Genomic DNA, 13,768 nt, shown 5'->3' on the forward strand with positions numbered 1-13,768 from the left:
AAAAACAGACACGAACTTAACAAAATACATGTAAGTTCGTGTCCATCGCAACCCTGTTTTACTCGATAATTCTCCTCGCAATGGCAGCCAAATCGAAGATGTCGATGACATTGTCGCCGTTGACATCGGCTTTCTTCGCTTGATCCCAATTCGGACTGCTCGATGTTAAGCCGTAGAAAGATGCCGCGATCGCAAGATCCCCGATGCTCACTTTGCCGTCGTTGTTGATATCGCTTGTGTCTCGCGCAATAGGCGTTATTTGAATGCTCTTCTCCGATGAGGCCAATTTCGTTTCCGCTCCCTGAGCATCGCCCAACGTAATGTCGGATACCGTGATCAGCCCTTCTACCGCTTGCGGCACCTGTTTGGCTTTGAAAATCAATTTCAGCAGCTGCGCGCTGCCCGTAACGCCATGTGCGGCGCCTTCGCTTGCCGTAATGAGGCGAAGCTTGCCAGTTGTGTTTTTCACAGTTGCAAGCAGCTGTATGCCATCCTGAACAGGGGCCGCTGTGACAAACTCCATCACGTTCGGATCGTACTCCATGGAGATGTCCTGCGCATACACGCTATTGCGCACATTGTTCAGCCCGAGGCGAAGCGTGATTTCCTCTCCTGCTTGAACCGCATCGTCCCCCCCTAATGCAACCGCAGTCTCCTTAGGTATTGCCTCGGAGGTTACTTTAAACTCTCTGACAATGACCCAAAAATTTTGCGTGTCGGTTACTCGTATGCGAACGAATCTTGCCTTCTGATTATCAACCGGAACGTTGATCTCCGATTGCTCTTCCAAAGTCGCAAGGGGCGTCCATGTCGATCCGTCCACGGAATATTCCAGAATGCCGTGATGAATATAATCGGACAGACTGCCGGATTTCCCCATGGATATTTGCACGTTCGTCACTTTGTGCGCTTCGTTTAAATCCAACCCGAGCACGTCGCCTACAGCCGGATTGCTGTTGCTCCAGAAATACGTATTGAGATCGCCGTCGAGCATTTTGTCAGGCGTATTTGTTTGGTACGTGCCCATCGTCGTAATGGGAAAAGGAGTTGCGGGAGCAACGCCCAGCCAATTGTCATTTTCCCGGATAGCGCGAGCGAAGAAGTCTTCGAATACTTGATTCGCTTTGACCTGCGTAATGGCGCTGATCTGCGTTTTGAGAGTATTCAGTGCCGTTCTGTGCGCTGCCGCCTGCTGCTTATTGTTGCGCTTCTGGGAAAGCAGCATTTGAGCGGCTTCTACGCCCGCTTTTCCATACAATTCGTCCTTATTCAAATAATAGGCGGTCTCTGCGATAAAGTTGGCGTTGCCCATTTTGCTGCGCAAAATCGCCGGTGTCATCTGCAGCTTCGTGAATTCGGAAATCAATTGGTTTACGCTTTCCGTTACCGCGCCGCTGCTGGTAAACGCAGTCCACAGATGATCGATCAGCGGACGCAAGGTTAGCGATTCCTTCGCATTCAAAGGAGACGAATAGTGATTCTCGGCAAAAGTCTTTAACGCCTCTGCGGCCTGCCCGCCCAATCGCTTAATACTTAGGAGCCAAGAGCTGTCAGGATCATACGCCTCAGGGTTCCACAAGTAGTCCGCGATGGAGAAGAGCGCGATTTTGGAGGCTTCCGCTTCATTCATCGGATTCGCCGTAAGGCCGATAATGCCATGATCGGCTAATCCGGCATCGCGGTTATACAGCGGACCTAAGTAAATCTTATCCCTTGCGTAATCGTTCACCGGGTAATTATCCCAGATCAGCAGATCATGTTTGTAAATGCTTTTGGCTTTATCGGCATCAGATACAGAAATACCGGCAGGGACGACGGCCGCCCCTGTCCATTGCACAATGATACCCGGATCGACAAGCGCAGAAAACCGGTTGATATACGTCGTTGTCGTAATATTGGCGTAATCCGTCGGAACCGTGATCAAGCGGTGAGCTCCCGGATGGGTGTCGATGAATTCCGTTTTGAACCGGTTGAGCAGATAAGCTTGCGCAGCCGCCGGCGGGCTGGCGTCGCTGTTAAACTTCGTTTTATCGGCATTGCAGCTCAGTGTTTTGGGAATATCGTCCAGGAACAGCGCAAACGTGCGCACGCCTTTATCCCACATCAATTGCGCTTTTGCCGTTAGCGCTTGGAAATCCGTATTGTCCGAAAAGCATACCGTATTCCCCGGAGAAATGGCGAATACGAACTCCACATGCTCCTGCTTGGCTTTGTCGATTAATTCGGCAATTTGGGCCACTTTATCCGCCGGATAAGGATCGCGCCACTTGTCCCGGTGATACGGATCGTCTTTCGGCGCGTAGATGTACATGTTCATCTTCTGTTCCCCGTAAAACGCCAACTGACTGAGACGGTCTTCATGCGACCACGGATCGCCGTAGAAGCCTTCAATGGACCCGCGCCAAGTCATTTTCGGCCAATCTCTGACCGTAAGCCCCGGGATCGAATAGCTGGAATCTTTGGCAGTAATGATTTGCCGCAGCGTTTGGGCGGCATAGAAAGTACCCGTCTGATTTTTACCCGCAAGAACGATGTTCTTGTGACCAGACGGGTCGATACCTGAAGCAAGCACATAGCCATCCTCTTTTAAATCTTCCGGACCGGTCACGCCCAAATTTTGCAGGACAGCGCCGGAAGCCGTATTCTCCGAAGGTCCGCCAACCCATACGTTTACCGGAGCATCAGGAACGGCAGAGCTCTCATTTGCGCGCTTGATGCTTTGAACGCCCGCATTCCGTAAAATGCCCTCCACCGCTTGAACGGCTGCCGTATCCGTGCCGCTGCCTGTTACGAGGCCTACTTCCGCAGGAATGGCGAAGCCCTGCCCCTTTACCGTAACGGATTGCGGGATCGGTGAAATGGCAGGAATGCTGGAAGCAGGCTCCGTCTCTGCCGCTTGCGAAACCGGAACGCCAAACAAAGGAATGGCAAGGGTGACAGCGAGGAACAACGTCGTTGTTTTTTTCCATATGCCAGCATGGAATAAAGATTTCTTAACATTCATCATACATACCACCTTTTCAATGAAATTTACCGGGCAATGGTTCGAGCTTAGAGAACAGTTCTCTAAGCTCAAGCCATGCAGCAAGCTATTGAATAATGAGGCTGGCAATAGCCGCAAGATCGAGAATGTCAATCACATTATCATGGTTGATATCGGCGATTTTGACTAGATTCCAGTCTGGACTTAGCGAGTTCTTGCCATAGTTCGCCGCTGCAAAGCCCAGATCGCCGATGCTTACTCGGCTATCCCCGTTGACATCCCCTGGAATGCCTTGAACGACCTTAGCCTTAAACGCATCGAGCGCACTTTGCAATACGACCGCAGCGGACATCACTTCCGTTTGCGTTGCATTTCCATTGCCCGCAACTAGTATCGCAGCATCGATGGCCGACTGCAGCGCTTGTTTCGAACCAACCGGATATTGACCGGTCAGCGTTCCTTCGACAGCCGCATCATGAACCGCTTGCGCCACTTGGATCAATTGGTTCAGCGCCGCTTTATCCGCAACCCCACGAACCGTTACCCCGTGCTCGGCTCCGACGGCCGTAATTTCTTGACCTGTTGCATCCGCCAGGATGACGCTGGATACGGTCAATCTGCTTTCGGCTGACGGCGCACCCGGTTTCGCTTTCCAGTTCAATTGCACAAGATCGCCATCTTGCTTAACCGCATGATCGCCGCCTAGACTTGCCAAAATGATACGCACTTTGCCCGGCGATGGGCTGCTCGTTTGCACGACTTCCACTTCGTTTGGCTTCAGTGAAACGGCTGATACGAACTCAAACGCGTTTGCGTCATAATCAATTGTGATATCCTGCGCGTATACGCCTTGCGTCATGTTACCCGTCACGCCGTTTAATCCGTAGTTCAGAACAAACGGCTTACCTTGTTCCACGGAATCATCGCCATTTAGATCGGCAAAGGGTTGAGTGGCCGGTACAGAGCGGTAAAGTCCGAACTCCGCCAAATGTACGGGGCCTCGCGATCCGAGAATCCGCACGCGAAACTCCTGTCCGGTGACTGGCTTTGCCAAACTGAAAATCTGTTTATACCCGATGACCGAGGCCGTCACAATGGGGCTCCAAGTGCCATCGGTATTGCGGACATCCACTGTGTAGGACTCTACTTGCTGTCCGTATCTAATGTCCTCCTGCAGCACAACCTTATCGATGGCGGTTGCCTGACCTAGAGAAAAAGTCAAGCTGCTTGGCTGTTTGGAGGCCGCCGACCACGAAGTGTCGTAAGATCCGTCGATAGCTTGCTTAGGATCCGAGCCGGGAGCGCCGTTGTCAGCTCTCACGTCAGCACCCGCTGCGAGATTCATGGAAAATTCCCGTTTCAATTGCTTTTGCCAATCCGCCAATCGGATGACGTCTTCATCGGGCAGCTTCCCGTTCTTATCGGGCGGGATGTTCAGCAAGAGCACAGAGTTGCGTCCGACGTTATTGATATACAGATCCCGAAGTTGACTGACCGATTTCGGATGCTGATCGGCATGGTAGAACCAACCCGACCGGATGCTCACATCCGATTCCGCCGGAAACCAGGTCAAATATTCCATTCCGCCCGCTGCCCCGGAAGCAAGCGCCGCACGGCTGCCGAGATCCGGCGACGAATAACCGGGACTGTAAGTCAGGCTGCCATTCGGTTCTGTTTTGGCTGCGAGAACGCTCCACTCGTTCGTACGGGCAGAACCCGATTCATTGCCTACCCAGCGGACGTCCGTTCCCGACACCGCTGTTACGGCATGCGGCGCAAGCGAACGAATTAGCGAGTAATAGCTGTCCCAGTCATAATTTTCTACTTTCCCTGCCGGAATACGGCCTTGGGAACCGTCAAACCATACTTCGTCGATGGCCCCATACTCCGTTAATACCTCGTAAAGTTGATTTAAGAATACCGCCCCATAGTCTGTTGCTTGCAAACGGAAACTAGGGAGATTGCTCTTCCCTGCACGGTCGTCTCCAGGGAGCAGCGTCGGAATGGTCCGCTCGCTGCGGGCACTGCCATTGGCATAAATGCCTTTGGCATAGGCATTCTCGTCGGCAGGCGATAAGTATACACCGGCTTTAATGCCGTATTTGTGCATCGATGTCACGAAATCGCGCAGGACATCCCCTTTCCCGCCACGCCATGAAGAGCTGGCTACGTCATGATCGGTATACCGCGACGGGTAAAGCAGGAAGCCGTCATGATGCTTAACGGTAAGGATCGCCATTTTGAAGCCCCCGGCTTTCAGCGAACGCGCCCATTGATCGGTATCCAGTCCTGTCGGCTGGAAAATGTTCGGATTCTCGTCACCGGTCCCCCACTCCTGACCTGTGAATGTGTTCACCCCAAAGTGGAGGAAAGCTGTCTGCTCATACCGCTGCCAATCCACCTGTCTTTGATCCGGCCGAACAAGCGACGCTTTCTCGGCGAGAACGGCAGCGCACTCGTTGGCTTTGATTGGAATGCGTATGCCAGGCTGCAAGCCTTCAGGCAGTGTGCAAGGACCGCCAAGCAGCCCCATCAAGTCGGCCTTGAATGCCCCCTCGACGGTGCCCACAGCCACACCGTAGACTTCGCCAGCCATGCTTGCCCCTGATGCGGCACCGGCATCTCCGGCATAAATGACGTTCATGCGGTCTGCGTTAGGCTTAGCCGTCAAAACAATGGTTTGGCCAAGCTGCTGCTGGCCCGACCAAACGCTGATAGCGGCAGTTCCATCGCTTCGATCGTCGTAGTACAGGCCAAGATGCAAATATTCGCCGATAAATTTACCGGACATATCGACAGTTGCCTTGGACTGGCCATTCACGAATACTTCAAGGGACTCCCCGGCAGCCGAACGCTTCAAAGTGACGGCTCCCGCCACATCCATGATGACCGAGCCCGGTCCTATCGCGGATGGAGCAGCGAGAATTTCTGTCAGCAGATCCGCTGCGAGGACACCGCCGCTAACCGGCGAGACCGCCGGAGTGAACTGGATGCGCGATCCGGCACCGCTCATGCTTAGCCGGCCAAGTCCCGTTATTTGAGCACCGTTTACTTCGAGCTGCCCTTGAAGGAGCTCATCCTGCGCAGGTGTATACGTTGTATTCGACAGGGTGCCAAGCCCTTGCAGAGATAAGCTTCTCTTCACGCTGGATAAGCTCATTAGCTTCAGCAGCGACGGGTCGAAGGTTCCCGAATAGCCGGTAATCACCGCTCGAGAAATCGATCCTTTAAGGCCCCGAGTGAGCGCGGACGGGTGAACATCGTTGCCTAAGCCGACTTCCGCTTTGGGACTGCCGGACCGAATCGCGCGTCCGATTGTCGATGTTTTCGCAGGAAGCTCTTTTCCGTCAAGAAATGCACGCAATGTCGCACCTGATGCGGTCGGCTCATAAGCGAGCGCAATCACATGGTCCTTATCGGCCACAGGCGCCGCAACCGTCCCTTTAAAATCGGTATAAGTGCTGTTATTAAGCACCGTGAAACCATATTCAATCGTTGTTGCGGACTGATATCGCGCCCACATGTTGCCGCCGATCCCGATAATCGTGCCAAGAGCGGTCTGCGAAGTCGCCGCCTTCGGCTTGAACTGTGCTTCAACGATTACGCTCTTGTCTTCGGTTGTCGAACCGAAAACAGCTGTCGGATTGAAGTCGATCCCATCGGACCCTCCGTTTAGTACGACTCCTTGCCCGGCAATGATCTGTTCGGTACCCGAACGGCGAAGAATCGAGCCGTCTACCATTTCTCCGGTAGAAGCCGTGTAGCCCGTCCCTGTTGTGAAAGATCCGCCAAAGCCTACATCGAGCAGCGCTTGCCCCGCCGTCGCCAAAGCCGCCTGCACCGTCCCTTCGGGAAAGGCGATTGCAGGTATCATCGACGCGAAGACGGTACAAGATAAAATTAAACTTACAAACTTCTTACTCCGGTTTCTCAATGGATATCCTCCTTCTTTGACATGATTAGATACACTTTGTATCAACAAAAACAGAAACTATTACTTTGCCTGTACACTCCCCCCGTCCTACTTGCTAATTAAATTGTATATGTTCTTCGATTAGATAATAATTGAATATTTTACGTAAAAAGTTAATTATTCTATTATATTTTAAAGTAGTTGTTTTTAGTCTATCATTTTATTGGCAATCGCCGCCAAGTCGCTAATGTCGATGATTCCGTCATTGTTGATATCCGCCGCTTTCACCTGCTGCCAGTTCGGACTAGCCGCTGTTTCACCATAATGCGCTGCCGCAAACCCTAAATCGCCAATGCTCACTTTGCCGTCTCCGTTCACATCGCCCGGAATGCCGGCAGGTACAGGCGTGACCTGAACCGTAATCGAAGCTCCGTTCGCTTCCCATTCAACTCCTTCGCCATCGGCAAGCACAGCTTCCGCGACGGTTAGCTGCCCTATTGCCGCTTGCTGCACATTTTTCGCCTTAAAGACGATGTCGGCGAATTCAGCCGTTCCCGTGAGGGCATGACCAGCACCTTGACTTGCCAGGATAACGCGGAGCGTGCCTGCATGATCCTTGGATTGAACAACGCTAATGCCGTCTCTCGTCGACTTCGCCGAGACAAATTCCATGACACTCGCATCATAGTTCAGCTTGAAGTCCTGCGCATAGACGCTTTGCGTCACGTTCATCAGTCCGAAACGGACCGTGAATTCGCTGCCTGCGACAACGGAGTTTGCACTGCTGAGCGTAGTTCCAAAAACTCCCGGCACAGCACTGTACGCACCACGATTCTGGGAAACCGCTGAGACTCCGTTGCCCCAGAAATCTTTCCCGCCATGATTGCCGATCAGCGCCCCGCTGCCGATTGCAGGCGAACCTGGTTGCAGCTTATAGCCGTCTAACGAGCTTATGCCTGAGCCGCTTCCCGGGTTCACAAATAACGGATCCGCTACCAGCATAGCAGCATCCGGAATGACGCTGGCTGTAGGCGCATTATTGCCGAAGAATAAGTTATGATCGTAGGTCCAGCTTGCCTTTTTGGTATATTTGCCAGTGCCTTTGTTGTAGAAAATATTGTTGCTTAACGCCGCCTGCGTCGCCCCGCCTTGCGAAACAAGCAGATTGGTGTTCAGGCCTTCTCCTACATAAAAAACGTTATTGTAAATCTTCACGTTATACACATTGCCGGCACCGCAGACTGTAAACGTCTGGTATTTATCATTCTGGCTGATGTTATAACGGAAAATGCCGTCATAAACACCGCCCGCCCTGCCGTCCGAGCACAACAGAAGTGTGCCGCCGTCGTTATCGTGACTGTAGTTATACTGGTAGATAACCCCTTGGGATGCATGATCGAAGTCAAAGGGCATACCGTCTCTTGTAGAAAACCCGCCGCTTACTTCATTGTATTGATAGAGCGTATGATCGCCATCCCATGTCCACATGCCTGCGTTATAGCCCGCAGATGTTTTGTTGTAGCCCTGCAAGGTGTTATGTTCAACAAGAGCCTCGTCCGTCATATGCGGAGCGATACCGTCACCTCCGATATTCGTCAGCTGATTTCCTCGAATCACGACCCCGGTTATCGGTGTCCAAGGGGTCGAAGCGCTATTCCCATACCCAATGTTATCTCCCAGCAAAGTTCGGCTTTTCCAATCGGTCCAAGTAATAATGCCGGTACGTGAAACATTCTCAATGATATTATTCTCGATCACAATATTATCGAATGTCGTTCTACGGTGTACAGAACCTGGCGCCGGAATCGCATTGCCATCCATACCGGATATTTTGACACTAACTTGGATACCTGCGCTGCCGTCTGCATCTTTATTGTCTTGACCGTTAACATCATGAACATATAAATCGTGTAAATGGATATGGCGAAGGGTGGACACCATACTCAAATCGTTCGTCGCACCGACTCCAAGGTCCTCTCCAGATACCAATACTCCACGCCGGGCTGCAGTTGCCGGAACAGGAGAGTAATTGGTAATCTCTAAATCGCCGATATCCCAATATTGCTGGTTGTATAAGTAAACGGTACTTTCAACGCCATCGCCTTTGATTAGCGGTTTCTTGCCCATACCATACATTCCTATTGCAATCACTCGGCCTTCCATCCCGGAGCCCAGCGGATGAAGCTGTCCATTCCAAGTGCCACCTGCTTTGAATAAAATTTGATCATCCGGCAAGAATGTGACGCTGTTAACTTTCCCCATCATTCGTGTCATTTCCGAATTCATTGTCTATGTAATAACTTGTGCCAATTGCCGATGATTTGATAATAAAAGGTACGGCGAATGTTTGATTGCCCTTGTAAGTGACTGAGACGGTTACCGATTGCTGCTGATCTGTTTTGACAATCGGATTCGTAAGTAAAGTGACCCGTCTCAACTCAGGCGCATACTCATAACCGACAATGTTCAAATTCACAGGTTGCGCAGTCTTATTGGACGTATAGTCAACTTTAAAATCTTGAATTTTGGGAGCAGTCGTTGGTTGTTTGTCCAGCAGCACATACACTTTGCCATTGGATGCCGTCATGCTCTGTACGTTTGCAGTCACTTCAGGCTCGCCTGATGCTTCCACTAGAAACGAGCCGGTAGCCGTAGATCCCCGATATAGGACACTGAACGTGACGGTTTGTTGAACCGGCGATTGCTCTATAGGTGCAAAATGGAATGACACCCTTTTACCGCTTCGGTCATATTGAAAATCAGTGACCGTTACGGAGTGGGATTCCGGGTCAATATCGGTCGAATAAGCAGCCGCAAAGTCTGCTGCGGTGAGGTCCGTCGTTGGTACGGTATCAAGCGAAATTGTCGCAAGTCCGTTCGTCACGCTCAGAGACTGCATATTCGCAAATGTCGTCGAAGAAGAGGAGGAGGCCACTTTGACAGACTGGAAAGCCACGACTTTATTCGATCTATCGACTTCCACAACATTTACGTATTCCCCGTTGTTTCTTGCAATTTCATCGCCTGATACGAGAAGATGATTGTAACTGGACGGCTTGTTCTGGCCTTCTACAGGAGCTTTGTCCCCCGGCAATCGGGTGAGATCGTCCGAATAAAAATAATCGTTGCCGCTTTCCGTTACGACTTTCTTTGTTAACTTCAGCGCGTCGCCATAAATAGCGGCAGGTGTTGCATTTTTCCAAAAGAACGGTCTCATGCTCACAATATTCGAAGGAGCTCGGAAGGAAAGGGTTTTACGTGTATATTGTGATTCCGTAAATGCAAGATCTTTCGTCGGCCCTCCTCCCGGATTGAACTCGACGGAAATCCACGCCGGATCCGCTCCTCCTTCCGTCTTTCCCCAAGCTTCGAACGTATACAACGCATTCGGTGTAACGCCATTTGTAAAGTAATCATGCTTCGCGCCGCCGTTGGAAGCCGTTACTTTTAATGCTTTTGTCCCGCCATTGATGGCATCATTCAGGATGGAAAACTGCGTGCCGCTATAGCTGGTCCATAGGGTGCTCCCTTGTTCAAAATCCCCGTTCACGATCAAATTCTCACTGTCGACCATATCGAATGTTAATTTTACGGAGCTGTTTGTTCCCGGCTCTTGAGCGATTGCTTTGGATAACTCTTTCGTTCCTGTTACCGCCAGATTCGCTTGAACGACCGGAATCCCAGGTGCAAAAGCCGTGACCATCAAGCAAATAATCAGGCTGCGTGATAGAAATTTAAACATACTAGTCCTCCTTTGAAAGTGTGAGCCTAGAGAAATCCCCTAAGCTCACACCCCGCTTCAACCTATTGAATAATTTGGTTCGCGATTGCCGCAAGATCGAGAATGTCGATTACGTTATCATAGTTTACATCGGCAAGTTTGACTTGATTCCAATCCGGACTTGAGGCATTTTTGCCATAGTTAGCCGCAGCGAAGCCAAGGTCGCCAATGCTCACTTTGCCATCTCCGTTCACGTCTCCCGGAATTCCTGCAGGTACAGGCGTAACTTGAACCGTGACGGAAGATGCTTCCGCCTTTGTTTCATCTCCTTTGTCATCCCCTAACGTTGCGTCCGTGACCGTAATCAGCCCAGCCGCCGCTTCCAGCACATTCTTCGCCTTAAAGACGATGTCCGCGAATTCAGCCGTACCCGTTACGGCATGGCCAGCCCCTTGACTTGCCAGGATAACGCGTAGCGCGCCTGCTTGGTCCTTGGACTGAACGATGCTAATGCCGTCTCTCGTCGACTTCGCCGAGACAAATTCCATGACATTGGCATCATAGTTCAGCTTGATGTCCTGCGCATAGACGTTTTGCGTCACGTTCATCAGTCCGAAACGGACCGTGAATTCACGGCCAGCGACAACGGAGTTTGCACCGCTGAGCGTGGTTTCGGGAGATACCGGACCAACAATCTGATCTGCAGGGACGATTTCCGCACGGTCAATGGTAAGGAACGTGCCTGTCGACTGGATGTTTTTCGTTCCCGTTACCCTGACTTTTATCGTATGGGGACCGGAACTCAGCACCGGGGAAACGAATACATTGGCTCCGCTTTGAGAAGCTGAAGCGTACATATCAATCATTCGCTCGGCACCGCCGTCGATGGAAATGGCTGCTATACCTTGGCCAGCCCCTTTCGTTCCGATCAAAATGATTTGCTTTCCAGTAAATTTCAGCTGAAACTGATCATTCGCTGTGCCGCTCGTGCTTTCATTGGCTATCGTCCATGAGCCTTTGTAATTAAATTGATTGTTGCCTGAACCTACTACAGTATTATCAACTACGGTTCTGTTCAACACTTCAGCACGTTCGAGAGAAAGGGAAAATCCGGTTGAAGCACTGTTCTTCCTGCCGGCAACTCTAACTTTGATGGTGTGCTCGCCAAGCGGCAAGACCGGTGAGGTATACCAAGCAAGCGTATTTTGCCGGGCAGCCGCATAGAGATCCGCATCGACCTCGCTGCCTCCATCCAAAGATACAGCCGCAATGCCGTGTGCCGGATCTTTCGCGCCAATTAATTTCATTTGCGTACCGACAAATTTGATTTCAAAATAAGTATCGGTCAAACTGGTATAACTATCCGATCCAACGATCCACCCGTCGCTTCCATTGCTTTTCGTACCTAATTTGGAATAATAAATCTGATTGATATCCGTGCCTTTTACATCATTTTTGATCAAAGTAATTCCCAGTGGATCTGTTGGCGCCGGGTTGCTAACTGACGGCTCATCTCCGATCAGATTGACCCTGTTAAAGAAATCGGCAACCTTGGCGGAACGAGGGCCTCCCCACATTCTTTCCGAGAGCACTTGGCGCGGTTTTCTGGACGCCTCTTCAAAATTGGATTCCGGAATGACGTATTCCCCTTCTCCAACCTCTACACCCTTAAACGAGCTGCCGCTTTCATACCCGATCCTGCCATCCGGTGTCTTGACTTGATCCCAGTAATCAGACCAGATCGAAAGAAAATAACCCATGATATTCGGATGTGCAGCAGGATTCCAAGTTTCATACATCGATGTTGTATTCGGCAAAAGAGAGCGCCCTGCGGTGACATACAGCACGTTCCCCGGAGAAGCGTACACTTTATATCCCTCTTTGGCGAAATCAATCGCTTGCTTCGAGGAGCTGCCCTCATCGCTCCAAACGGTAATGACGTTATCCGTATTCAAGCCGATGCTGGGATGATAGTCTTCAAAGCCGTTCCAGTTCATCGGCGTTTTCCCGAGCTGCTTCACATGCCGGCTCATTTCATTAATAAATTCAATAAAGCTATCCCCGATTTTCGGCAGGCCGTTATTCGTTTTGTAACTAACAAGCTCAGGACAAGCGTTCATTTTCGCTTCGGTTTGAATTTCATCCGAGCCGATGTGGAAGTATGGTCCTTTAAACAACGGAACGAACTCATCGAGCAGCGATTTGATCCATGCGCGTGTTTCGCTTTTCGTGTAATCGACCGTAAACTGTGGAATGCTCCAGCCCGTCGTATCTTTATCCATGGAAGAACAGCTGAATTTCATCGCCGGGTTGAATTTGTTTAGGATCGCCGCATGACCGGGCATTTCTAATTCCGGTATGATCAGCACGTGATAACGGTCAGCAAGTTCAGTCAACCTCTGGATATCAGCTCTGCTGTACGATTTAGGCGAAGCTAAGCCCGGATAGGTTTCACTTTGCAAACGAAATCCGTTCCATTCGCTAAAATGAATTTGAAACGTATTCATCTTATTCCAAGCCAGCCGTTTGATCGTATCCTCCAAATAGGCCATTGAATAATATCTGCGCCCGACATCAAGCATAATGCCGCGCTGCTCATACTGCGGATAGTCCCGGGCTATGCCTTGAGGCATATAGGATCGCGCAGCATCCTGCTGAAGGATTTGCAGCACCGTCCGAGTCCCGTAAAATACGCCGCCAGTCGTCCGTGCTTTAATAGAAACGAAAGCTCCCGCTTCCAGCACATATCCTTCATTGCCGATCCCCGCGTCTTCCGTTTTCAGCGACAAGAAAACATCGCCCGCCTTAGGCGTATTATCAATTACAATGGGTACTGCTTTCCCTGTAACTAGTGTCAAATCTTCTTTAAAAGCCGCCGCTGTACCCGCTAGTTCAGCGCTGTATAAGGAATCTACGACGATTCGCGATGTAGGTTTTAATTGAAATGCGCCTGTTCCTCCCGTCCATTCCCGTAAGCTTGGCACCACATTGGGAGCCGCATTCGCTGCTGCGTATGTGACAGAAGGCAATTGAAATAGCGAGAATAAAAGTGAAACCACCACTAGAGCCAACACTGTTTTTCGTTTCATAAAAGAATACCTCAAACGAATTCCCCCGTTTCACCGTTCTCCATATTGGAAAAACAAGGAGG

The 13,768-nt window shown here is 50.8% G+C and carries 5 protein-coding genes; all 5 read right to left on the bottom strand.

Annotated features, from left to right (window positions below):
- Positions 1–58: 58 nt before the first annotated feature.
- Positions 59–3,004 (bottom strand): beta-N-acetylglucosaminidase domain-containing protein, encoded by a 2,946-nt coding sequence (locus tag AC3WRW_RS04010; RefSeq protein ID WP_492545070.1) that lies wholly within the window; start codon positions 3,002–3,004, stop codon positions 59–61.
- A gap of 85 nt (positions 3,005–3,089) precedes the next feature.
- Positions 3,090–6,917, bottom strand: a complete 3,828-nt coding sequence (locus tag AC3WRW_RS04015; protein ID WP_492545071.1) for an alpha-L-fucosidase — start codon at positions 6,915–6,917, stop codon at positions 3,090–3,092.
- A 186-nt stretch (positions 6,918–7,103) separates the two neighbouring features.
- Positions 7,104–9,170: a cohesin domain-containing protein gene (locus AC3WRW_RS04020; protein WP_492545072.1), complete on the bottom strand. Its 2,067-nt coding sequence runs from the start codon at positions 9,168–9,170 to the stop codon at positions 7,104–7,106.
- On the bottom strand, positions 9,145–10,638 hold the full coding sequence (locus AC3WRW_RS04025) for a hypothetical protein (RefSeq protein ID WP_492545073.1): 1,494 nt from the start codon (positions 10,636–10,638) through the stop codon (positions 9,145–9,147). The genes AC3WRW_RS04020 and AC3WRW_RS04025 overlap by 26 nt, the downstream gene beginning before the upstream one ends.
- Positions 10,639–10,700: 62 nt before the next feature.
- Entirely contained in the window at positions 10,701–13,706 is a 3,006-nt protein-coding gene (locus AC3WRW_RS04030; protein WP_492545074.1) for a family 20 glycosylhydrolase, read from the bottom strand.
- Positions 13,707–13,768: the final 62 nt, after the last annotated feature.

The organism is Paenibacillus sp. FW126-R14, assembly GCF_058789495.1.

Bases quoted from the DNA above. Each gene is read 5' to 3' on its own strand.
- AC3WRW_RS04010 (WP_492545070.1), bottom strand. From the start codon at position 3,004: ATGAATGTTAAGAAATCTTTATTCCATGCTGGCATATGGAAAAAAACA.
- AC3WRW_RS04020 (WP_492545072.1), bottom strand. From the start codon at position 9,170: ATGACACGAATGATGGGGAAAGTTAACAGCGTCACATTCTTGCCGGAT.
- AC3WRW_RS04025 (WP_492545073.1), bottom strand. From the start codon at position 10,638: ATGTTTAAATTTCTATCACGCAGCCTGATTATTTGCTTGATGGTCACG.
- AC3WRW_RS04030 (WP_492545074.1), bottom strand. From the start codon at position 13,706: ATGAAACGAAAAACAGTGTTGGCTCTAGTGGTGGTTTCACTTTTATTC.